Source organism: Acaryochloris sp. 'Moss Beach' (assembly GCF_021497025.1).
Taxonomy (GTDB): Bacteria; Cyanobacteriota; Cyanobacteriia; order Thermosynechococcales; family Thermosynechococcaceae; genus Acaryochloris; species Acaryochloris marina_A.
Genome location: NZ_CP071717.1, coordinates 4920917 through 4944505, shown reverse-complemented (window position 1 = coordinate 4944505; position 23589 = coordinate 4920917). Strand labels below are relative to the sequence as shown.

The window sequence follows — 23589 nt, the reverse complement described above, 5'->3', positions numbered from 1 at the left end:
TGGAGGCAAAGCCATCTAGAATTGGAGATATAGTTGTCTCTGTTACAAGTTTAATTAGCACTTGATCCCTTTCGATGAGCTGATGAATTTCAAAGAGCTTTTCCCTCAATAGCATAAGCTTTATGTACAAATCCTTTGAAATCCTTTCCTGAAGGGATGAATACTGGTTTTGATTAGTCTTAATCAAAATCTTCTCCTAAATATACTGAACTTTAATTAGCTCAAAAATTCACAATGTGTTATTATCCTTTGCAAGGAAAGTTAATCATTCTTATATAAAACTGAATAAAATACTTCTAACTTCTAGAAGACTAGTTAGGGATTCATTTTCCTAAGTGTTCTGTCAACAGATTAGAGTTTCTTGAGCAGGTGGAGTGTGGCTAGGTTAAAGGGTTTATCTCATCACTTTAATTTCCTATTCTGCATCAATCTCCCCAAGGGAATTTCGCATTATGACAGAGAACACTTTGGGTCAAATTCTCGTACATAACCACTTAATTGATCAAAATACGCTCACTCGAGCTCTCAAACAACAGAAAAACTTTTTTGACCAATCCGATTGGAAACTCCTGGGAGAAATCTTAGTCGAATCTGGGGATATTTGCCGCACAGATTTGCAGGCAGCTCTAGATTGGCAATCTAAAGTATTTGATATTAAATTATTCGCACTTCACTCCCATCCTTCGGTGCAGAGTAGGTTAAAGCGATTACTTGATATATCAGGAGCCATCATCGGTATTACCTTGATGCTGATTTTGCTGCCCCCGATCACACTTGCTATCCTGCTTGACTCACCAGGATCAATTTTCTTCACTCAATATCGAGTGGGTTTGCGAGGAAAACAGTTTAGAATTTTGAAATTTCGCACCATGGTGCGAAATGCAGAACGTAAAAAGTTAGAGGTTGCTGGTAAACAGCATTACAAATTTTATGATGTTCGGAAAGATCCTAGGGTCACCAGAGTAGGCAAGTTCCTGCGCAAAACTCATTTGGACGAACTACCTCAATTTGTCAATGTGTTGAGAGGTGAGATGAGCTTAGTGGGGACACGTCCCCCCACATTGGATGAGGTCAAAGTCTACTCCAAAGAAGATTGGCAACGGCTATCCATCAAGCCAGGGATGACAGGACTATGGCAAACCAGTCAGCAGAAGTATCGTGCTGACTTTAAAAGGGTTGTCGAGTTAGATATGAATTACGTCAAACAGTGGCAATTAGGATTAGATCTTAAAGTCATTATCTACACTATTTTGCAGGTGGTATTTGGTCTTCAGTTGGGACGACACCTGAGCATAAGAGCCAGTATTGATCGTGATCAAGTAACGATTTTAAATCTGCCTATTGACAATCTTACTAAGCGACAATTTCTCCAACAACTGAACAGTGGAGTTGTATTTACTGCTAACGTTGACCATTTAATGAAGCTGCAGCACGACCAGGAATTTTGGCAGGCTTATAGCCAGGCCGATTTTAGAACTTGTGACAGTCAGATTCTCATGTATGCCTCTCAATTTTTAGGGCAGCCTATTCGTGAAAGATTATCTGGCTCTGACTTGTTTCCTGAATTTTGTAGTTTCCATAGAGACAACAAAAATATCAAAGTTTTTCTATTAGGTGGCACCAAAAATGTTGCCCAAAGAGCTCAAGCTAGAATCAATCAACGTTTAGGGCGCAATATTATAGTTGGGGCTCATTCTCCTTCTTTCGGTGTGGTGGAAAAGCCCCAAGAATGTTTAGAGATTGTTGACCAGATCAATCAACATCAGCCTACAGTCCTAGCTGTTTGCCTTGGTGCACCCAACCAAGAGAAGTGGATTTGTCGATATAAAGACCTATTACCTTCAGTAAAAATATTTTTAGCCATTGGCGCTACTGTAGATTTTGAATCAGGTAGCCAACAACGATCTCCACAGTGGGTTAGTAATTTAGGGTTTGAATGGCTTCACCGACTTCTGTCTGAGCCAGAACGTCTATGGAAACGATACTTAATCGATGATATGCCTTTTTTCTGGCTATTACTTAAGCAAAAAATGGGGTTCTATTCTCCACCCTTTTCTATTCACGAACAGAAGGAATATCCATTTAGGCCTACCACCTTAGAGAAGCGGATGTAACAACTGATGGAATCTAGAGAACAAGTCGATATTAATCTGAGTAAGTATTTAGAAAAGGCAAGGCAGAATTGGCGTCCTGTAGTCAGCATTTTCGGTGTGACGGTAGCATTTTCATTCCTCTATTCTTTCTTTATCAAGCCATCTTATATAGCAGAAGGGAAGCTTCGGTTCAAAGTTAATCCACCTCCCCTCTCAACAGAACTTGATGAAAAATCAGGAGAGTTAAGGCCTCTCGTTTCTACCCAAAATCCATTAAGTACAGAGATCGAAGTCATATATGCCAAGCCTCTACTACAAAATATGATTGATGTGCTTGGTTTAAAAGGATTCCCAGGGAAACACTCTTCGTCCTAAAGATGTCCTCCACAAACTCGATGTCGGCATCATTGCCGGAACAGATGTGCTGAAGCTCTCCTATGAAAGTGACCAACCGAAGGAGGCAGCTAAGGTCGTCAATACTCTGATGCGCCTCTATATCTTTAACAATATCCAAAGTCAGCGTTCACGAGCACTTTCAGCCAGAAAGTTTATTGCCGCACAGCTACCCCAACGAGAGTCAGTTGTCCGAGAAGCAGAAGAGAACTTAAGCCGTTTTAAAGAAAAGCATAATATTGTTGACTTAGAAGAAGAGGAAGATGCCACAGTTACTGCAATTTCAAAGCTCGACAGCGAAATTACGCTTGTACAGAGTGAGTTTGATGCAGCAATTGCACGCTCAGCAGCTCTAAGGAATCAGGTAGGCTTAAGCCCTCAAAATGCGATCACAGCGAATAAGCTAAGTCAATCGTCAGAAATCAAAGAAATTTTAAGGGAACTCCAAAGCGTTGAACGCCAGTTAGCTTTAGCTCGAAAAGATTTCCAAGAAGGGTTTCCTACTGTTGTTAACCTCAAAGAGAAGCGGTCTGCCCTCCGAAACTTACTCAGCCAAAAGAGCCAGAAAACCATTCAAATGGAATCCTTATCTGCAGCTGTGCGTGTAGACATCGATGACCCAGAACAAAATACGATACATGATTTTCTCTCAGCAGAAGTCCAGCGGCAAGCGGTTGCCAAAAAGTTAATCTCCTTAAGGCGTGGTCGCTCCTATTACGATCGTCGGACCCAAACTCTACCAAAACTGAGACAAATTCTGCGTGAACTTGAGCGAAAGTCTGAAGCAGCTCAATCAACCTATAAAACCCTATTGAAAAATTTGCAAGAACTCCAAGTCGCTGAAAACACGAATACAAGCAGTGCGCAGATCATCGAGCAGGCACTAACACCAACAGAAGGCACGACTCTCAAAAAGAAAGCTATAGTCATCGCTTTAGGGATTTTGCTAGGGACGTTTCTAGCCTCCGCTGCAATTCCTATATTAGCGATTCGTCAGCAATACCTTCTAAAGTCACAACGAAAAGTTCTTGAAGACACTATTGATTCTCTTCAAGGCCTTCTTGACTATCCCCTGTGGTCAGTCATCCCGCACACTGAGTTGAAACATCAAACTAGCGATCTCAACTCTGGTTCATTAATTTCCATACTGGGCGAGATGCATCACATGATCAGATCAAACCCTCAGTTATTGAACAATGATTCTTCACTTAAATCACTAATTGTCACAAGCATTGATGTTCAAGAAGGCAAATCAACAGTTGCCACCAATCTAGCAATCGCATTGGCTCAGTTAGAACAGCGAGTCTTACTCATTGATGCCAATATGCAGAATCCTAAACAGCACCAGCTTTTCGATCTCCCCAATGCACTAGGACTATCAACCGCTATTAAAGATACTTCGATTCGGCCTTCCGAAGTCAAGATGATTATTCATCGAGTATGGAGTAATCTAGATATTCTCACGTCAGGCTCCAAGCCAACTAGTCCCATGAGTACTCTCAGCAGTGAACGAATGAACCTGTTGTTACAGTATTTTGCCTGGCAATATGACTTCGTCATCTTTGATACATCACCATTATTGGATTTAGATGGCACTTCAGCATTAGCCACGATAGTAGATGGAGTACTTTTTGTAACTAATCCGACATTGACTCAATCAAAGGAACTAGAAATAGCTAAAGAAATTATCAACCAATTCAAACATAAAATTATTGGAACAGTAGTCAACAATGGAAAAACACAAGACTATTCCAAGGTATATTTACCAAGCTTTAAATTCAATTCATTCAAACATAAGGTTTATTAATTTAGCTAGTCAAACAAAATATTTAACTTCCAATCTCAAAAAGCTCTAAACCATTCTAATCAGGCTATTTATTTAATAAAAACTTAATTTTTTAACCTTTATATCTATACTCACTAATATTTATTTACTCCAAAAAAAAGGAGCTTCTTAACTATGGAACCAAAAGGGCATAAATTAATCCAGCGGTACAAAAAAAATTATAGTATCCCTCAAGAAGTTGAAATTTCAGAAAGTATGGTTTTATCTCATTGGGAACTAGAAAAAAAATTAACATCAGAACTTCTAAAATCATCCCCTGAAGAACGATGGTCCACTTTCGAACGTTGTTATACTCATCTATATTCAAACCTCAGTTGGCTGAATCAATGTACAGAACAAGATTCATCTCTTAAGCGGTCAGAAGAATGGAAAAATGTTATTGGAACTCCTCCACAACTAATTTACGAAATTGGTTCAGGGAAGGGAAAGCTTATTTCTTATTTAGCTAAGAGTGGTTTCATCTGCAAGGGAACAGAAATCACAAAAGAAAGAGGCAAAAAAAATTTAGCCACTTCTCATATAAATCTTTCTTGGGGCATATCAGACGGTATTCATTTGGATACATTTGAACCAAGCAAACAGTATGAAGCAGTAATTTCAGATCAGGTTATAGAACATTTACATCCTGATGATTTAGATGCACATCTTAAAAGTGTGTATAGCATACTAAAAAAAGGGGGAAAATATATTCTCAGTACACCACATCAATTTACTGGGCCACATGATATATCTAAAGTTTTTAAACATATTGAGCCCAAAGGTATGCATTTAAAAGAGTATACTTTCAAGAATTTATCAGATGCATTATCTCAATCAGATTTCTGTCAGATACATTATGCATTTACCCCCCATATTATTAAAGAGATTTCTTAGGGTATTAGGGTTTGCAGAAACCATAAAAATAGATACTTATTGTCTAAAATTTTTTCTTATTTGAAGAAAATATACTATCCAAAATACCCAATCATTTATTACGTCGCTTATTAAGTAAAATACTCAAGAAGCTAAATTTATTCTCTGACAATATTTGTTTAGTAGCCTATAAAATCTAGATACTAGTCCAATCCTACCCAGTCTATTTATTCAAAAGAGCTAATTATATTTCTTTTAGGCCAAAAAAAAATCTACTTTTAGTTAGTTTAGCAATAGTTTCCAAAGGCATGTTAATGGCAAAGAAAAAGTTATTAGTTAATTCATTTGCTCTTATAAGCAACAGAATTGTGCAAAGCGTAACTTCTTTCGTAGTCCTTGCTTTAATTGCCCGTATCCTTGGACCATTTTCATTAGGCCAGTATACGCTTGCATTCAGCTATTACTTTGTCTTCATGACGCTTGTTTCATCAGGCTTTAAAACACTATTTACTCGAGAATTATCTAAAGAATCTTCTGAAATATCTTCATATTTAGTGAGTGGTACATTCCTCCAATTCCTATTTAGCTTAATTGGCTATCTCTTACTTTTTCTAGTAGTTCACTTTATGCCATATACAAGTGATACTGAAAAAAATTTGCTATGTTATCGGGCTGGCCATCATCCCTTTTTTCTCTTTCAAATATTGTTGAAGCTATCTTTCAGGCTCAAGAGAAAATGCATTGGATTGCCATCTGTACAATCCCTGTCTATATAGTCCGGACAATCATCATCTATTTTGGATTAATATCTGGGCGTGGCATTATCCTAACGTCAGCTATTTTTTGTTATATCTGAATCTGCTATTTTCCTTCAGGAATGGTATCTAATACAAAAAATTCAACCGATTTAAATGGAATATAGACAGAGACTTTATTAAAAAAACGATAAAACTAGCTAGGACATTTTTAGCAATTGATGGAATCTCAGTGTTTAGGGAAAGGATGGAGATTTTTATAATCTCTCTCTTCAGCAATGAAAGTACCATCGGACTTTATGGCTCAGTCATGCAGCTAATTCAACCCTTCTCAATCGTGTCAGACAGTATCGTTTTAGCTGTCTTTCCAAAAATGTCTAAAATGTCATCGTCTCGCTCTAGAGCAAAAAAAGATTTAGCAGAAAAATACATCGAAATTCTACTGTTTTTAGCCATACCGATGTTTTTTGGTACATTATTTTTCAGTCGCCATCTCTTACTCTTTGTCTATAAAGATCTTGACTTTGCTAATGCATCAATTGCACTCTGTATCATTTCCTTTGGCATGGTAACAAGAGCATTTAACAAACCTCTTAGCTATACGTTAGTTGCGAATCACCTTGAAAAGGTCAACTTAAAAGAAGTCATCTATGGAACTATCTTGGGAGGGGTGATTAGTGTGATGCTGGTTAGTCAATTCCAATTAGAAGGTGCAGCCATCTCTGCCCTACTTGTTAAATTATTTGGAGTTGGGGTATATACATATGCCACATTTAAGCGGCTATTTCATCTAAATTTTTGGCAAGTTGCTAAACGCCCTCTTATCGTTGGCAGTTTAATGTTGATTTTATTTACGACACTAAATACAGCAAATATAGATTTTTTATCATCATTAACGATATCTATATTAGTTTATTGTCTAGTCATATTTTGCATTGCTTTTCAGTCTCTTAAAGCTTCTAATCAACTGTTTTCAAAGTTACTACATAAGTAATCAAGCATTATGAAAGTAGTATTCATTCATTTTTGTTTCGAAGACTATTCGATTGAACTCATCAATAGCCTAAGTGAATATGTCGATCTAACGGTTATCCAACCAGAGCATATCTATGCTAAGTGCCGACAGTATATTAAGTCCACAGTTAAAGTTGAGTATTTCAAGAAATATCGTATTCGAGATCCTCGCAACTTTTTTTCCATGACATCAATGATGAGAATGGTGAAAAAGATCAGCCCTGATATTCTTCATGTTCAGGAAACCAATGACCCCTGGTATGATTTAACCCTTTTCACCAATCGCTCTTACCCGTTAGTAACCACGATCCATGATGTTTACCGCCATCCAGGCGACCGTGATCTTATCCCTGGTTCAGATTTTACTCGTCGAATCGCTATTTTTCGGTCCAAGCAACTTATCGTCCATGGCGACAAACAAAAAAAACAATTACATAAACGATTCCCAGAATTGTCGAGTAGAGTCAATGTCATTCCTCATGGTGAACTTGGAACCTTATATAAGCAGTTTATAGATCAACATCACTCTATCCCAAGAGAGCAAAATTCCCTATTGTTCTTCGGACGTATTTGGCCTTACAAAGGCTTGAGCTACTTATTAGAAGCGATGTCGCTTGTTATTAAAGAGATTCCTGACGTCAAGCTGACTATAGCAGGCCGAGGAGAAAATTTAGACCAATATTCCCACATTTTATCTGACAAGAAGCATTTCACTGTACTTAATCGCTTTATTCCACCAGCAGAAGTCACCGAACTTTTCTTGCAGAGTACAGCAGTAGTTCTGCCCTATGTTGAAGCATCACAAAGTGGAGTGGCCTCACTAGCATTCGGGTTAGGTACTCCTATAATTGCCTCCAATATAGGAGGATTAAGCGAAGTGATTCATCATAGCAAAGATGGTCTATTAGTACCTCCTCGAGATGTTCACCAGTTGGCTAAATCAATTCTTTACTTACTTAAAAATCATCAGATTCAGGACCAAATTCAGGTTGCGACATCCGCTCGCTGCAAGACTGACTTGAAATGGTCAAATATCGCCAGCCAAACCCTTGATGTTTATCAAAAATTAGGCGGCGCAGCTACATTAAGTATTTAAATCAAAAAAATAAATTATAGATATTTTTCTACCAATATTTTGTAATTAGGCACCTCCTAACAATTCAAAAAACTACAAAAAGATATCTAATTTTATTCTAAAATTTTTCCAGATAATTCCATACAATCCTTACCAGAAAGAACCGAAAAAAATACTTCCCAATGAAAGACTATTTTATTGCTTTTGAAAAAAATATTCACAGTTTTTTTCCATCATAATTTACTCTGGCGGCTTCCTAAATTTAATATTTTCAGGTGGTGCAAACGAAGGAGATTTCAACCTTATTCAATCAACTAATTATTCTACACTCTTACTAGTATATAAGTTGATTTATGTCATTACTTTTGCTTTATTAATACTACGGTGGCGAAGAGTATTACTTATTCTTACTGAGGATAAACTAATTAGCCTTATAATCATTTTTGCTGTAGCATCTGTTTTATGGTCTTTTGATCCTCAGATAACCATTTTTCGTTCTATTGCTTTAGTTGGCACATCATTATTTGGACTCTATTTTGCTACTCGATATAGCTTAGAAGATCAATTACAGAATCTGGCTATAGCCTTTGGAATAGTCATTTTTTTTAGTTTTATCACTGCTATTCTTATACCTAAATATGGAGTCATGACTGGCGTACATGCAGGGGCATGGCGAGGAATATATATCCATAAAAAATGTTCTTGGAAAAAATGATGGCTCTTAGCTCATCAATATTTTTTGATTAGGACCAATAAAAAACAACTATAAAATAGCGAACTATTTAGGTCTATTTTTTATCAATATCTCTATTATTACTTTCTAAATCTTCTTCATCTATTGGTACATTCTTCTTTCTTTATATTATCTTTTTTAATAATAAGAGTTTTTCGATGGAAATATGAGTTAATGATTCCCGCTCTACTTGCCATTCTCTTAGTAGGAATGAGTGGATTTTTATTCCTAACTGAAAATATGGATTCACTTCTCATATCTGCAGGTAAAGATCCATCATTAACTGGTCGGACAGATTTATGGGTTTGGGCTCTTGATGACATTGGGAAACGCCCTTGGTTGGGTTACGGATATGGCGCTTTTTGGCAAGATTTCAGTAGCAAAGCAGCCCTAATTCGATACGCTGCTGGCTGGCAAGTGCCATCTGCTCACAACGGCTTACTAGATCTTTTATTAGATTTAGGAATATTAGGAGTTTTTATTTTGACATTAGGTATCTTTAGAACAACAATACAGTCTTTTTTTCTTACTGAGAAATACTTCATCAGCAACCTATATCTGGCCACTTTTATTTGTGATCAACATGATTTTGGCAAATATGACTGAAACAACTCTAATGGTAAGAAATGATCTATTCTGGGTGATTTTTATAGCTATTTCCTTTTCTGTACTTTCTCATCCTGAAGCGAGAAAAAAGAAAATCTTCATTTAGCAAGTTATTAGCCTAGTTACTAACTAATTTAGAAATAAAGATCCAAATTCTTCATAGTTTTTTTTAAAAACACAAATCATTCAAGAATTAATTAACATTTAAATCCTCCAATTCAACCAAAAGGATTTACCCATTATTTAGTAGGCTTGCAATTTATTTAATTATTTTTTACTCAGCCACTACTAATTTTGCATCGATAATTTAGCATCAAAAATAAATCCAATAATACGGATAAAAAACTTGGGGGAGTTGCAGTATTGAAATCTCAAAAAATCATGACAACAACATTCAATGGCATTCAAAAAAAGAGTCCTGTAAAATCCTGCCACCAAGCATTAATCCTCGGCCCAAGTCTTGAACAGAATGGCGGCATGGCTACAGTACAAAATTTGATTTTAGCCCATGCTCCTTCTCGATATACTCTCCGTCATATTTGTACTCATGATGAAGGCTCAGCTTTACATCGTGGGATCATTTTTTTTAGGGCCATAACTACTTTTTGGGGATCATTATTATCTAGAAAAGTCGATATAGTTCATATTCACGTATCCGAGCGGGGCAGCGTGTTGCGAACAGTTCTGCTTACAATCCTTTCATTTATTTTTAATCGACCTGTCGTTCTTCATGCCCATGGGGCTGAGTTCAAGCCTTTTTTCTCGAAAATGCCAGGATGGGTTCAAAACATTATCAGTGATATTTTTGGTCAATGTGATGGATTCATTGTTCTATCTGATTTCTGGCAAAACTTTTATATTTCCCAATTGGGTTTAATACCAGAGAGAGTTTTCACCTTACCTAATTCTGTTGAACTCCCTACTGAGATCCCATGTCGTCAGAATTCTATCCCCATTAATTTAGTTTTTTGTGGACGAGTTGGACATCGCAAGGGAACCTTTGATCTTCTCCAAGCTTTCGCTGGGCTGCCTCCTCATCTCCAATCCTGTGCCCATTTGATCATTGCAGGGGACGGCGAAATTGAACAAGGTCATCTTCTTGCAGGCCGTTTGGGATTGTCTGATCACGTTACTTTTTTAGGCTGGATTAATCCTAGTCAAAGAGACCAAATGCTAGCTAATGCCAATATCTTCATTTTGCCTTCCTACAACGAGGGGCTTCCTCTAGCAATATTAGAAGCCATGGCCTGGGGAATCCCTCCAATTACAACGCCAGTAGGTGGGATTCCTGAAGTCGTTGTGCCCAATCAGAATGGCTTACTAGTTACACCAGGCAATGTGAAACAACTATCTAAAGCAATACAATATTTATTAGAAGATTCTGAACTAAGGCTCAAATTAGGCAAATCAGCAAGAGCAACTGCTGAATCATTAGATATCAAAACTTACACTCATCGTTTAGGTCGCATTTACGATAGAGTCCTACAGCACTACTAAGCGATTTCAATGCAAATATTTCCTTTTCATCAAGGAAATATTTGCATTGAGTTCTGTAGTTTCATGATCAGTTTAAAACTCGTAACGTAATTGTAATTACATACTATCTAAGAGCCAGAAATGATTCCCTATTTAAAACAGAAGACGTCTTCTTAGGTTAGGTTTAGGGGCCTTTGCCACTCTAGGGACTATTTTAGGAAGTCGATCAATATTTCAAAATCACAAGCTATCAGCTCTGGATACTCCTAATCGTGATTTTTCAATCAAGGAGTGGCTCCCCCTAAAGGAGTTGGCTGCTGACAAAAACATCCTTTTTGGGGCATCGGCTCGCTACAACCAGGTCATTTCTGATGAACAGTTTGCAGCCTTATTTGCCCAAGAATGTAGTTTGCTAGTTCCTGAATGGGAGCTGAAATGGAGCGCTGGAGATCATCAGCTTCGTCCTAGTCCCAATGAGTTTGACTTTTCCGCTGCCGATGCAATGCTCAACTTTGCACAAACGCATAATTTACTTTTTCGTGGCCATGCTTTAATTTGGCATGAATCATTACCCAGATGGTTCCAGCAAGTTGTGAACCATCAAAACGCTGCGAATGTGATGAAACACCATATAGAAACGGTAGTGGGGCATTATAAGGGGCGCATGCATTCCTGGGATGTTGTCAATGAGGCAATTGAGTATGACCCATTAGCTAGTCAAAGGGCTGACGGTTTAAGACGAACGCCATGGTTTGAGTTTTTAGGCCCTGACTATATCGATCTTGCTTTTCGGATCGCAGCAAAGGCCGATCCTGATGCCTTATTGGTCTACAACGACTTTGGCATTGACTACAACACTGCAATGGATAAAGCCAAACGCCGTGCTATTTTAGGACTCCTAAAACGCTTAAAGGCAAAAGGTACCCCAATTCATGCATTGGGAATACAAGCCCATTTGCGAGGGGACTCCCTTGACTTTGATCCTAAATCCCTACGCCAGTTCTTGAAGGAAGTGGCTGCTTTGGATCTGAAAATTTTAATTACTGAGATGGATGTTAATGACTCAAAGCTACCTGCAGATATTCAGAGGCGAGATCGCATTGTCGCTGGGGTTTATGAGGACTACCTTTCAGTGGTGTTGGATGAGCCTGCTGTTATTGCTGTTATTACATGGGGGCTGAGCGATCGCTACACCTATCTATCTAAGTTTTTTCCTCGATCTGATCATCAGCCCGTACGCCCTTTACCATTGGACACTAACCTACAACCTAAGTTGGCCTGGAATGCATTGGCCCGTGCTTTCCAACAGACTCACAAGCGGTAGATCAACTTTAACCGTTAGGAAGCATATTACCTCAAATCAATTGAGCCATAAAGGTTGGAGCCTGACTGCCTGACATAAGTACCTCAAAGTCTTTAGATACGTAGCTTTTGGATGCTGAATAGCAGGGTGTATAAGGCTAGCTTTTGGCATTGTTCACACGTCAAACGCAACCTAAACGTATTACCAACTCTCTTGCCTTAGGGGCAGTGTTGCTATTCTTACAGTGCAAACCCTTACGAAGAAAAGGCTTTCAGAGATGTGTCAGGCAGTCAGGGTTGGAGCACTTACTCCAGACTCTCTAGCCTACTTATATTCAGTAATTTGCCAACACAACTCAAGTGCAAAAAGCATTTAACCTACATTCAGCAGGCTAGCTAGCAGAGCAGATAATATTTTTTACAGCCCTTCCCAAGGAACGGCAAGATAAGTTGCTGCCTGCTGTTGAGCTTGATGAGATGCTTGGCACCATCAAGCCAAACTAAATGGACGGCCTGAAAGCATTGGAGAATCCAACGTAACGTAGGTTTCGTAGTTTGTTTCCCCTTCTGATTAGGGAGAGTTGTTTGTACTTGTTCTAGTGCATTTCTTAACTGTCGTTGTCCTAAGCTGTAGACCATCAAACACAAGGCCATGATCATGGCTAAGGCAGCGATACGCCGAGGTGTCTTCAGGAAAACACTAGAGGCAAAGAAGAGTGGATCTTTGATAAAGCGAAAGCCTCCTTCACACGCCTGCTGGTTCTTATACTCGCGCAGAATATCATCATTGCTCCATTGCTCTTGTTCCAAGAGATTGGTGGCTAAGATGAAACGACCTGCTTGCCGCCGATAGCGTTCGATGACTGGCTCATTGAGGGTTAAGGTAGCCTCAATAGAATAGGTGTAGTGAGTCACAACCGTTGTTTTTGTCGGTCGTCCAGCCTTTGAATAATGAGGTTTTTTGTGGATTTTGAGATCGTCAAGGGTGTGATACCTGAGGATTTTGCCAAAATCTTGGGCTGCAGCTAAAGCATCTGCAGGGCACGAGAAGGTCTGTTTGCAGAGGGTTTTAAGTGCAGTAGTTTTTTGGCTAAACGCCTGATCAATCCGCTTTTGCACTTGTTTGAGTCCAGAGTCTCTGCGAGCTTTACTTTCAACCACCAGCCACCGTTGTTGAATCTCTCCATAGGTACTACATACTTCGACAAAGCTATAGCCGTTGAGAGCACTGGGGTGAAACTGTGAACCCGGCAGCCCTTGTAATAAGTCTTGGGCTGCCGTTGAACTTGCTGGAACTCGGCTAATCCAAGATGTACTTCCTAATGCTTGCAGATTGTCGGCACTGTAGAGGGCACTATCAGCAACAATCACCTCTGGCTGTTGCTGACTCCACTGTTGCTTAAATTCATGGATGATAGGCACAAACGTACTTTTGTCCGCATCATTACCGTTGCCCACTTGTAAAAAATAAAGGAATACCTCCGTCCCCACTCACCAGTAGGTTCAATACAAACTGCTTGAGATCATGACGATTGTCCCGTGAGTAGCCGTAGGTGATTTTCACGGGTATCGGCTCCTCTGATTCAGCCAGTGCAGGGGAGGGGGGACTCAGGTGCAGAGGGGGGGATTCGTCTGACGCCTCAACCTGTGGTTTATCTAAGTATTGCCCCTCAACACTAAGGCTTGTCGCATCTAGATGCGCACACCTTAGAGCTACATCGAATTTCTGAACGACTGCCATTGCCACACGGATAAATATCTGGGTCACACCATAGGCATAGAGCTTGTCGAGGACTCGACCGATACGGGTATCGTTGAGGTGCTCTGGCAGTACACCTTGACCGAGTAAGTGCTCGGTTGCTTTGCCTTCGAAAAACTCACTAAATAAGTACAATGGGGCACTCAAAAAGCCCATACCATTTAAAATCAGGGCTTTGACAACTTGACCACAACTAACATTCTCTTGCTCGTGAGTACCTAATAATCGATCCACTATTTCGACAATGCCGATCTCATCGACGATACCGGCGATAATACCGAGATGGTCAATATCCTGAACGTCTATCTCTTGAGGTGAATACATGGACTTGCGTTGAGGGACAACCTCAAAATTATCCCTTGATGGTTAGTACCTGCTGAATGTCGGATTTAATAGCTACAGCGCTTAAAATAATACATATACGCTTTAGTTACTATTTTTTGCATTCAATAACCACAGCGCTTAAAATAATACATATACGCTTTAGTTACTATTTTTTGCCAAAATGAATATTTCTTCGCCCACAGTACTGGCTGAATATGCCAGAGATCGCCGAAAAAGGATGGGACTCAACCAATCTGAAGTAGGAGATCGAACTGGGGGTCAGACAGGTAACCGTCTCGGCTTTTGAGAACCGCCCAGCCAGTACCAAACTGGAAACCCTATTCAAACTGTTATCGGCATTAGAACTTGAGCTGCAAGTCGTGCCAAAAGAGCAGGCTAGCAATGCCAGTCAAGGATGGGATGAAGAGTGGTAAAGGCCAAGGTGAGTGGAACTCTAAATGTCTTGATGAATGGTCGCTTGGTTGGTTTTTGGCATCAGAGCACAACGGGGGCGAATACGTTCGAATATGTAGAAGAATGGCTCGCAACCCCTGGTGCCCGCCCCTTATCCCTATCAATGCCTTTACGCAGTGAAGTGTACAAAGGGCAGCAGGTCTATAACTTTTTCGGAAACTTATTGCCGGATAGTACAGGCATTCGAAACAAGATGCAGAAGAGGTTTCAGACATCCACCAATCAACCCTTTGATTTGTTAAGTGCGGTAGGAAGTGATTGTGTAGGAGCAGTACAACTTTGCAATCAATTGCCGGGACTAAACATTAAGACGGTAACCAAGCAGGATCTCACAGAAGCTGAAATTGCCAAACATCTCAGGAAATATAAAATAGCACCTTTAAGCATGGCTAGGGAGAGAGACGATTTTCGGATCTCGATTGCAGGTGCCCAGGAAAAGACTGGGCTGCTCTGGCACAACCAAAAAATGGTGCTTACCCACTGGAACAACACCCACGAGCCACATTATTAAATTCCCGATAGGGATACGTGATGACGAGGAAGGCAAAGTCGATCTGAGCGAGAGCTGTGAAAATGAATGGCTCTGTTTGAAAATTGCTGAAGCTTTTGGGCTGCCTGTAGCAAAAGCTGATATCCAGACTTTTGAAGATGTCAAGGTCTTAGTGGTAGAACGATTTGACAGAAAGTGGTCAAGGGATGGGAGTTGGCTGATGAGGCTCCCCCAAGAAGATATGTGCCAAGTATTGGGGATCGCTTCTGATAGAAAGTATCAAGCAAACGGGGGACCAAGCATTGTCGAGATTATGAAGGTTCTGATCGGCTCCAAGCAACCCCAAGTCGATAGGGAGCAATTCTTTAAAACACAAATTTTATTTTGGCTATTGGCAGCAATAGACGGCCATGGCAAAAATTTCAGCGTTTACTTAGACCCCAATGCCAGCTATCGGTTAACCCCTTTATATGATGTGTTGTCAGTTTATCCATCAATGAAGACAAAAGAAATTCCTAAGCAAAAAGCAAAGATGGCGATGGCACTGAAGGGTAAAAAGAACCGCTATGTATGGTCGCAAATACAGCTTAGGCATTTTCTATTCACGGCTAAGGCTGCAGAGTTTTCCCAGAAGCAAGCAATCTCTTTATTACTAGAAATGCTGGAGAAGGCTGAATTCATTGCTCAACAAATTCAAAAGCAATTACCGAAAGATTTTCCTACACATATTAGCCAGCCGATTTTAGAGGGGATGACATCTCTTGCACAACACAATTTGCCAACTCTATACACATTAGTCGCAGATTACGCTGAAAAGGGAGAGTATGAAATTGCACTCGCGTTTTATACAAAAGCCCTCAACCTCAAAGCTGAAATTCGAGATAAATCGGGTACAGCTTCTCAAGTGGATACTTCTCAAATAGATATTTGGCATGGAATTGCCGACATCTATGCTCATCAAAAAGAGGGGGAAAAAGCACTTTCAGTCTACGAAAAAATTCTTAAACTCAATAAACAAATCGGGAACAGGAAAGATCAAGCAGTCACCTTACATCAAATTGCAAATGTCTATGTCAATGAAGGAAGGGAGGAAACCGCACTCTTAATTTACGAAAAATCCCTAAAGCTTGAAGAACAAGACATCAATCTACAGAGCAAAGCAGTTACCTTGCACTGCATGGCAGTTATCTTTGCTAAACAAGGAGCAATGGATAAAGCATTTGCTTACTTTGAAGAGTCTTTAGATATTAAAAAAACAGATAGGTGATTGGAAGGGAGAATTAGCAACATTTCACCAAGTCGCTAAGATTCACGCTGAACGCGGAGAGATAGAGAAAGCTCATTTATTGTATTTAGAGTGTTTAGACATTGAAGAAATCAACAAGGATTTGAGAAGTAAAGCAGACACTTTACACAGCATGGCACTCCTTCATATCCAACAAGGACGTGTAGAAGAAGCTCTCTCCCATTTTGAAAAGTCCTTGACTTTGAGTGAACAGGCCCAAAATTTAGAGGGTAAGGCTGTTACTCTCACGATGATGGGGCAACTATTAGCCAACTATCTATGTGATTTTGAAAAAGCAATACACTATCTCCAAGAATCTCTAAACATACTACGAGAACTGAAATCTTCTGATGTAGAAGATGTAAAGAGTATCCTCATAGATGTTCAAAAGATGGCTCAGATGTGAAAATGCTAGCCAACACTGTCACTGTGATTCAGATGATAATCCGACTCAAATTGTGCCTCTAAATAATCCTTGAGGGCGAACCAGTAGGACTAACACCATTGCTAAAAGCGCGATCGCAAGTTTGTATTCCGTGGGAAGCCAGTAAGTGCTTACTTCTTGGGCGATACCGATGACCATTGCACCTGCGATCGCACCATAGGGATTGCCAATACCTCCCAGCACAACCGACGCAAACATCGGCAAAATCAGAAACCAGCCCATATTCGGTCGCACCGCCGTAATCAGGCCATACATACCTCCACTCAAGGCCGTTAAGCCCCCAGCCAACACCCAGGTCCAGAGCACTACGCGACTGACATCAATACCTGAGACACTAGCAAGGTCAATATCATCCGCTACGGCTCGCATGGCCTTACCAATTTTGGTGTATTGCAACAGGCAGTGCAGACCCACCACCGCCAAAATCGCTAGACCAATCACGATCAAGCGGTAGTAGGGTATTTTGACCACGCCCAAGATTTCAGCAGCCTTGGCCACAGGCAAGTTATAGCTTTTATTACCTCCACCCCAGATAAAGATAATGCCGTTGCGGATAAACAGGGCAAGGCCAATCGAAATAATGATTAAAGTGGTGGATGTGGCTCTGCGATCTCGCATCTTGGACCAGATTAAAAACTCGCAGATCAAGAACCCACCAATCGTGACGATCGTCGCGAGAATAATCGAGATCCAAACATTGGCTTGGGCAAACAAACTATCTAACCAGTCCACCCCAAACACCACATGATTGAGAACTTGGGTATTAAACAGATAGGTCAGAAACGCCCCCGTGGTCATAAAGTCCCCGTGGGCAAAATTCGGCAAACGGAGAATGCCATAGGTTAGGGTCAGGCCAACTGCCGCTAAGGCAATAATGCTGCCCACGGCAATTCCGTTAATAAATAGCTGTGCCAGATCTAGAACTAGATCCATTCCTACTGTTCCTGCTATAAGTCCATGCTTATCGGAGTTCTTTGACTCGTTCCAGTTTAAGAACAAAGGCCATACTCACTAAGCAAGAAAATCATACAGCTTCAGGCTCCAGAACGGATGGGATTTGGATCTAGCTCAACAGTTAAAGACGCCAGACCAGTATCGTTTTTTCTGTTGACCCTACATAAAAGGGTGCAAAAAATAATGTATGGCAACCTATCGTTTTGACTACCCTTGGAGTAGCAGCTGAAACAGATCAGTTTACGCCCCATCAACAATGCCAGGCATCATGAACATCGATAGCGAACTAAAGGGCTATCGTCACTGATCGCAGTTAAAGTCTTTTGATCCTCCGAAAGCTGAAACTCTCTCTCAGTCAGCCATTTTTCGCCTTCACCGGATAATTCAACCTTCACTTTCAGGGTCGTCTGCCCATCACTGATAACCTCTTGAATTGGCCCTTGGCTTTCATAAAACTGAATCTGTTTAGGAGATATCTCAAGCCTAGTCTCACTGACCTGAGAACCACATTGCTCTAAGTCAGCCTGCCATACACCTTGAAACGCTTGAGGAACCTCCTGATATGGCTTTACTTGAGCCAAAGTACTGTTGGCCGTATCGGTCGTTTTTTCAGGTTGTTCTGGAACTACAGCATTGCCAGTACTGGGTGATTCAGTCCTGGGTGATTCAAGGCTTGGCGATGATGTCTCGGGGGTTTGACTTGTGGAACACCCTCCCATCAACACCATTAGAGAAGTGATACAGACGAGGGGAACTCCCCCAAAGTATTGGGATAAGCGTTTAGGATTCAGCATGGGTTGAAGATTTTATTTTTCCACCATAACAATATTGAGAAGAGTGATTGCAACTGTGATAACCAAGATTTTCTCAAAGGGATCTCGGCTGTGACTGTATCCTAGTGAAGAAAACAGGTGCAATACTGTCCCATAACTTTGGCATGAGAAATAAATTTCAGGTGCAATAAGTTAGGTGTAAACCACTATAAATTAGGTGCGAATATCTCTGTTTTTTGGAATTTAGAGCGTTTAAGGCATAGACGAAACTAAAGGCAGCTCCTGATTGAGTTTGCCACTGACAAAGCCTTCTAAATCAAGGGTGACGTAGATGAAACCATAGGTTTTAAACGCTGAAACCAATTGAGGGAGTTCGGTCTGATGGGTAAACGTTTGAATGTCAGCAGCGGGAAGTTCGATCCGAGCCGTATCACCTTGGGATCGCACCCTTAACGTCGACCAACCCAACTTGCGAAGATAGCGTTCTGCCTGGCCTACCCGTCGCAGCTTCTCAACCGTAATTTCTTCCCCATAGGGAAAGCGAGAACTCAAGCAAGGTTGAGCCGGTTTGTCCCACCAGGATAAACCCAATAGCTTCGAAATTTCTCGTACTTCAAGCTTCGTGATCCCCACCTCTGCCAGGGGTGATCTCGTGCCTCGCTCCTTCGCCGCCTGAATTCCGGGGCGGTAATCTTGGAGATCATCCGCATTCACCCCATCCACCACATAGGCATAGCCCAATTCTGTAGCCAGGGGCTTCAAAGTGTCATAGAGTTCGCTTTTACAGAAATAGCAGCGATTCACCGGATTCGTCGTGTAATTGGGATTATCCATCTCATGAGTCGCAACAACTTGATGGGGAATGCCCATGTCTGCCGCCTGCACCTGAGCATCTTCAAAATCTTCTGGCAGCAGTGACGGCGAATTGGCAGTAATGGCTAGAGCTTGATCTCCCAGCACATCAAAGGCCACTTTTGCCACTAAAGTGCTATCGATGCCCCCTGAATAGGCAATCAGGGCACGTTCCATTTGGGCAAAGAGGGTTTGCAGTTGTTGTAGCTTATCCTGAACCGTCATCAGCCCTATGTTATGACTCCTGTGTCTTCAGTCTAACGGTCCTCTAGGAAAAAGGTTATTTAGCAAAAACGGTTGAGATAACCAAGAGTGATTATGATAGAATTAGCGTTTTGAGAAATCACGGATCGCGTATGGCTTTGTTGCAAGAAAAGAAACACGAAATTATTGATGCCTATCAAGTCCATGAGACTGATACAGGTTCAGCAGACGTCCAGGTTGCCATGCTAACTGAGCGGATCAGCAAGCTGAGTGACCATCTCAAGACCAACAAAAAAGACCATTCTTCCCGCCGGGGTCTTTTGAAAATGATTGGTCAGCGTAAGCGCCTGTTGACCTATATCATGAAAAAAGATCAAGCCCATTACCGTGAGCTAATTAAACGCTTGGGTATTCGGGGTTAACGGTACTTTTTTTATCCCATGGCTCCCAAAACTGAAGGTAATAACGCCAATAACAAAACTGGCTTCGGTTTAGACTTAGCCGAGGCTTCGGCTACTGATAACAAGAAGAAAGCCAAATCTGCTCCTAATCTGTCTGCTAAAGCTTCTAAGTCGAAGAAAAAGCAGAAAAAAGCAAAAGGGTCAAAGCGAGACGCTCCTTCTTCTATTATTCCTAAAGTTGTTAGCAACCGGATGATTCGGCGTGTTGGGATCTTTTCTGGCATCCCCACACTATTCGCTTTTTTAACTATCCCAGCTAGCTATTTGGTCACGGAGCGAGGGTGGATAGATTTTCCCAGCACCGTAGTGTTATTTATTAGCATTACCTGCCTGGGACTCGGTCTCGTAGGCGTTAGCTATGGGATCATTTCTGCTTCCTGGGATGAAGGCCTCGACGGATCTGCCCTGGGGATTAGCGAGTTCAGACTGAACTTAGGCCGGATCCAAGAACGTCGCAAATTCCAAAAGGAAGATCGCAAGCGTCTCAAAGAAGAAAAAGCGCAAGCAGAAAAAGAAGCAGCCAAAGCAGAGAAGGCGTCTGCTAAAGCAGAATCAACCGAACCTACAGCCGAAGCCTCTGAAGAGGAGTCAGCTAGCTCGTAAGGAGTACCCCCATGATCATCGTCTTCAAAAGCGGTGCACCTGACGCAGAAATTCAGTCCCTCGATCAAGAAATGCGGGATTGGGGGCTGGCGCCAGAGAAAATTGTGGGGCAACATAAGGTTGTTATTGGCCTCGTCGGTGAGACGGCTGAACTCGATCCCGATCAAATCAAGGATTTAAATCCTTGGATTGAATCAGTGCTGCGGGTCGAGAAACCCTATAAACGGGTTAGCCGAGCATTTCGCCATGGAGAAGCTAGCCGCATAGAGGTACCGACCCCTAAAGGATCTGTGTTCTTCGGTGAGCAAGATCCAATTGTGCTCGTTGCCGGTCCCTGCTCTGTAGAAAATGAAGCCATGATTGTGGAGACAGCTCAACGAGTCTCTGCGGCCGGGGCATCTTTTTTGCGCGGTGGAGCCTATAAACCACGCACCTCTCCCTATGCTTTCCAAGGCCATGGTGAAAGTGCCTTAGGTCTGTTGGCTACCGCCCGTGAGGCATCAGGCCTGGGAATTATTACCGAAGTAATGGATACAGCCGATGTCGAGAAAGTGGCTGATGTAGCTGATGTGCTCCAGATTGGGGCCCGCAATATGCAAAACTTCCCTCTCCTCAAGGCTGCTGGAGCACAACCCAAACCCGTGTTATTAAAGCGAGGGTTATCCGCCACCATTGATGAATGGCTGATGGCTGCAGAATATATCTTGGCAGCAGGGAACTCCAATGTGATTCTGTGTGAGCGAGGCATCCGCACCTTTGATCGGCAACATTTACGGAATACCTTGGATCTCGCAGCAGTCGCCGTATTGCGCACCCTTACCCACTTACCCATCATGGTTGATCCCAGTCATGGCACGGGTTGGGCACAGTTTGTTCCGGCATTGGCAAAAGCTGCGATCGCAGTCGGTACTGATTCCCTAATGATTGAAGTCCATCCCAACCCAGCCAAAGCTCTGTCCGACGGCCCCCAATCTTTGACCCCCGATCAATTTGATGCCTTAACCCAAGAGTTAGGGGTGATTGGTCATGCAGTCGGTCGCTGGCCTCAAACCCTTGCAGCCAAAGCCTAAGACTGTTTTTAGGATGAAAAAATGGAATCTCCTAAAACCATCTACGAATTTTGGTTTGGACCCAGCCAGGATGACTTAGAAGTCGCCCAACAACAGTCCAAGCTCTGGTGGTCAAAAAATCCTGACGTTGATACGGAAATCAAAGCCCGCTTCTCTAGCTATCTAGCCAAGACTGCCAGAGGTGAACTAGAGGTATGGCAGCAGACCCCGCTCGGCACATTGGCATTGATTTTGTTGACGGATCAGTTCTCTCGCAACATGTATCGGGACACAGCAGAAGCGTTTGCTTATGATGCGATCGCAAGAACGCTCTGTAAACAAGGCTTAAAAGATGGGACCGATCAATCCTTACGTCCCATACAGCGAGTGTTTTTTTACATGCCTTTAGAGCACTCCGAATCCTTGGCAGACCAAGAACATTGCATTCAACTCTTCCAACGCCTTGCAGCAGAATGCGAACCACCCTTAAAGGATACCTTTGAGCGCTATATTGACTTTGCAGTTCGGCATCGAGATATCATTGACCGCTTTGGCCGATTTCCTCACCGCAACGCCATCCTTCACCGAAACTCAACCCGGACCGAAATAGAGTTCCTACAAACCCCTGGATCATCATTCTAGAAGTGTATGGTTGAGACCATCAGCCATACTAGGCAGGTTTACGAGCAGTAAAATATTTACTCATAAAATGTACGTCTGTCTCAATATCTACAAAACCCGCATTCTGAAGACGTTCGACAATATTATCGGTGCTGTAATGACGGTAGTAGGGTTCATGCATCATCGCTGGGAAGCCATCGATTGCTGTTTTAAGTTCTGGAGAATCATCTAGCTGAATGGAATCACAAATCACGAAAGTCCCTCCTGGCTGCAGTACTCGGAAACATTCATTCATCACGTTTTGTCGTGCTGGTGCAGGTAATTCATGGAACAGAAAAACGCTACTGACACCGTGAAAATAGTTATCCACGTAAGGTAAGGACTCGGCATTGGCCTGCAACAACTGAGGTAAACTGCCTCGATCCTGCGAGAGCAGTCGATTCGTTTTTTGCAAATAAGTGCGAGACAAATCTACACCAGATAAAGCGGCCTCAGAAAAAGTTCCCCGTAACTGCTTCAACGTCCGTCCAGCACCACTAGGAACATCCAAGATCCGAATCCGGCTGGCAGGAATAGCAGAGAATGTAGCTAATCCCTTTTTTAGCGGGGCCAGAATCCGACGGCGCATGGCATCAGCCGTACCGCCAAATAGGAGTTCAACCTGCAAATCATAAATTTCAGCAGATGTTTCACTCAGATAGCCATCGGTTTGGTGGTGAAAATTCTGAATATAGTATTGGGGATAGCTATCAACATCAATCCCAGGGGAAAAATCCTGGTAGTTTTTTTGATCAGCTCTTGCCCAAGTGTGAGGCGCATCTAACCAAACTTGAGGGTAAAGGCGAAAAAACTCTTCCCAAGGATTATCAAACAGCAAACTGATGGGATAGACCCCTAACTGGGCATCTTGCCAGTCTTTTTCCATCAAGTCTGCTTGGCGATGTTGGAGGTATGCAAGGGTCTCATCATCTAGGGAATCTACCTTACCTAAACCAGGATAGAGCGTGCTTTTTAGGTTGCCTAAGACTTGACGATGAACGGCACCAAATGCGTTCTTACCTCGTTGCATCGTCTCGTAAGCAAGTTTAGCTATAGGTTCAGCTACAGGCAGATCAAAAGGATTAGGTAAGGCTTGCATGGCTCTTCATAA

Annotated in this window: 20 protein-coding genes and 3 pseudogenes; 18 read left to right on the top strand and 5 right to left on the bottom strand. The window is 41.8% G+C overall.

Going from position 1 to position 23589, the window contains the following annotated elements:
* The first annotated feature begins 452 nt into the window (after positions 1-452).
* The 10 genes and pseudogenes from HRE53_RS23270 (at position 453) to HRE53_RS23230 (ending at position 12167) form a co-directional block, all read left to right on the top strand.
* Positions 453-2114 carry a WecB/TagA/CpsF family glycosyltransferase gene (locus tag HRE53_RS23270; protein WP_235108132.1) on the top strand — a complete coding sequence of 554 codons (1662 nt, stop codon included), beginning with the start codon at positions 453-455 and terminating at the stop codon, positions 2112-2114.
* 6 nt (positions 2115-2120) lie between these two features.
* Positions 2121-2468, top strand: coding sequence for a hypothetical protein (locus HRE53_RS23265; protein ID WP_235108131.1), 348 nt, complete (start codon positions 2121-2123; stop codon positions 2466-2468).
* Positions 2469-2514: 46 nt separating this feature from the next.
* Entirely contained in the window at positions 2515-4293 is a 1779-nt protein-coding gene (locus HRE53_RS23260; protein ID WP_235108130.1) for a polysaccharide biosynthesis tyrosine autokinase, read from the top strand.
* A gap of 153 nt (positions 4294-4446) precedes the next feature.
* The gene (locus HRE53_RS23255; protein ID WP_235108129.1) at positions 4447-5205 is read left to right on the top strand and encodes a bifunctional 2-polyprenyl-6-hydroxyphenol methylase/3-demethylubiquinol 3-O-methyltransferase UbiG; all 759 of its coding nucleotides are present in this window, start codon (positions 4447-4449) and stop codon (positions 5203-5205) included.
* 287 nt (positions 5206-5492) lie between these two features.
* Positions 5493-5960 carry an oligosaccharide flippase family protein gene (locus HRE53_RS35275; RefSeq protein WP_396133400.1) on the top strand — a complete coding sequence of 156 codons (468 nt, stop codon included), beginning with the start codon at positions 5493-5495 and terminating at the stop codon, positions 5958-5960.
* A 139-nt stretch (positions 5961-6099) separates the two neighbouring features.
* Positions 6100-6933, top strand: a pseudogene (locus HRE53_RS23250) (lipid II flippase MurJ); the annotation flags it as partial.
* Positions 6934-6942: 9 nt separating this feature from the next.
* Positions 6943-8049 carry a glycosyltransferase family 4 protein gene (locus tag HRE53_RS23245; protein WP_235108128.1) on the top strand — a complete coding sequence of 369 codons (1107 nt, stop codon included), beginning with the start codon at positions 6943-6945 and terminating at the stop codon, positions 8047-8049.
* Between the two features lie 817 nt (positions 8050-8866).
* Positions 8867-9367 carry an O-antigen ligase gene (locus tag HRE53_RS23240; RefSeq protein ID WP_235108127.1) on the top strand — a complete coding sequence of 167 codons (501 nt, stop codon included), beginning with the start codon at positions 8867-8869 and terminating at the stop codon, positions 9365-9367.
* Positions 9368-9730: 363 nt separating this feature from the next.
* Positions 9731-10864, top strand: coding sequence for a glycosyltransferase family 4 protein (locus HRE53_RS23235; protein WP_235108126.1), 1134 nt, complete (start codon positions 9731-9733; stop codon positions 10862-10864).
* A 190-nt stretch (positions 10865-11054) separates the two neighbouring features.
* Positions 11055-12167 carry an endo-1,4-beta-xylanase gene (locus HRE53_RS23230; RefSeq protein WP_396133468.1) on the top strand — a complete coding sequence of 371 codons (1113 nt, stop codon included), beginning with the start codon at positions 11055-11057 and terminating at the stop codon, positions 12165-12167.
* 374 nt (positions 12168-12541) lie between these two features.
* Here the strand turns inward: HRE53_RS23230 and HRE53_RS23225 are convergent.
* Positions 12542-14228 (bottom strand): annotated as a pseudogene (locus tag HRE53_RS23225) (IS1634 family transposase).
* A gap of 266 nt (positions 14229-14494) precedes the next feature.
* Between HRE53_RS23225 and HRE53_RS35270 the strand changes: the two are divergent.
* The 4 genes and pseudogenes from HRE53_RS35270 to HRE53_RS23210 all read left to right on the top strand — a co-directional run bounded on the left by HRE53_RS35270 (position 14495) and on the right by HRE53_RS23210 (position 16883).
* Entirely contained in the window at positions 14495-14662 is a 168-nt protein-coding gene (locus HRE53_RS35270) for a helix-turn-helix domain-containing protein (RefSeq protein WP_396133467.1), read from the top strand.
* Positions 14663-14694: 32 nt separating this feature from the next.
* Positions 14695-15958: pseudogene (locus HRE53_RS35265) on the top strand (type II toxin-antitoxin system HipA family toxin); the annotation flags it as partial.
* Positions 15944-16459, top strand: a complete 516-nt coding sequence (locus tag HRE53_RS35260; RefSeq protein WP_396133466.1) for a tetratricopeptide repeat protein — start codon at positions 15944-15946, stop codon at positions 16457-16459. The pseudogene HRE53_RS35265 and the gene HRE53_RS35260, both read left to right, overlap by 15 nt.
* 79 nt (positions 16460-16538) lie before the next feature.
* Positions 16539-16883, top strand: coding sequence for a tetratricopeptide repeat protein (locus tag HRE53_RS23210; protein WP_315875893.1), 345 nt, complete (start codon positions 16539-16541; stop codon positions 16881-16883).
* A 45-nt stretch (positions 16884-16928) separates the two neighbouring features.
* Here HRE53_RS23210 and HRE53_RS23205 read toward each other — a convergent pair whose 3' ends face one another.
* The 3 genes from HRE53_RS23205 to larE form a co-directional block, all read right to left on the bottom strand.
* Positions 16929-17855, bottom strand: a complete 927-nt coding sequence (locus tag HRE53_RS23205; protein ID WP_235108121.1) for a branched-chain amino acid ABC transporter permease — start codon at positions 17853-17855, stop codon at positions 16929-16931.
* A gap of 287 nt (positions 17856-18142) precedes the next feature.
* Entirely contained in the window at positions 18143-18670 is a 528-nt protein-coding gene (locus HRE53_RS23200; protein ID WP_235108120.1) for a hypothetical protein, read from the bottom strand.
* 231 nt (positions 18671-18901) lie between these two features.
* A complete protein-coding gene (larE, locus tag HRE53_RS23195) occupies positions 18902-19726 on the bottom strand; it encodes an ATP-dependent sacrificial sulfur transferase LarE (RefSeq protein WP_235108119.1) in 825 nt (274 codons plus the stop codon).
* Positions 19727-19857: 131 nt separating this feature from the next.
* Between larE and rpsO the strand changes: the two genes are divergently transcribed.
* Genes rpsO through HRE53_RS23175 form a run of 4 tightly spaced genes read left to right on the top strand, consistent with a single transcriptional unit; the run spans position 19858 to position 22460 of the window.
* Entirely contained in the window at positions 19858-20127 is a 270-nt protein-coding gene (gene rpsO, locus HRE53_RS23190) for a 30S ribosomal protein S15 (RefSeq protein WP_212665495.1), read from the top strand.
* A gap of 18 nt (positions 20128-20145) precedes the next feature.
* Positions 20146-20769 carry a PAM68 family protein gene (locus HRE53_RS23185; RefSeq protein ID WP_212665494.1) on the top strand — a complete coding sequence of 208 codons (624 nt, stop codon included), beginning with the start codon at positions 20146-20148 and terminating at the stop codon, positions 20767-20769.
* 11 nt (positions 20770-20780) lie between these two features.
* Positions 20781-21839 (top strand): 3-deoxy-7-phosphoheptulonate synthase, encoded by a 1059-nt coding sequence (gene aroF / locus HRE53_RS23180; protein WP_235108118.1) that lies wholly within the window; start codon positions 20781-20783, stop codon positions 21837-21839.
* Between the two features lie 21 nt (positions 21840-21860).
* Positions 21861-22460: a DUF924 family protein gene (locus tag HRE53_RS23175; RefSeq protein WP_235108117.1), complete on the top strand. Its 600-nt coding sequence runs from the start codon at positions 21861-21863 to the stop codon at positions 22458-22460.
* Positions 22461-22488: 28 nt separating this feature from the next.
* On the opposite strand, the gene HRE53_RS23170 is transcribed toward HRE53_RS23175, so the two are convergent.
* The gene (locus tag HRE53_RS23170; RefSeq protein ID WP_235108116.1) at positions 22489-23577 is read right to left on the bottom strand and encodes a class I SAM-dependent methyltransferase; all 1089 of its coding nucleotides are present in this window, start codon (positions 23575-23577) and stop codon (positions 22489-22491) included.
* Positions 23578-23589 lie beyond the last annotated feature (12 nt).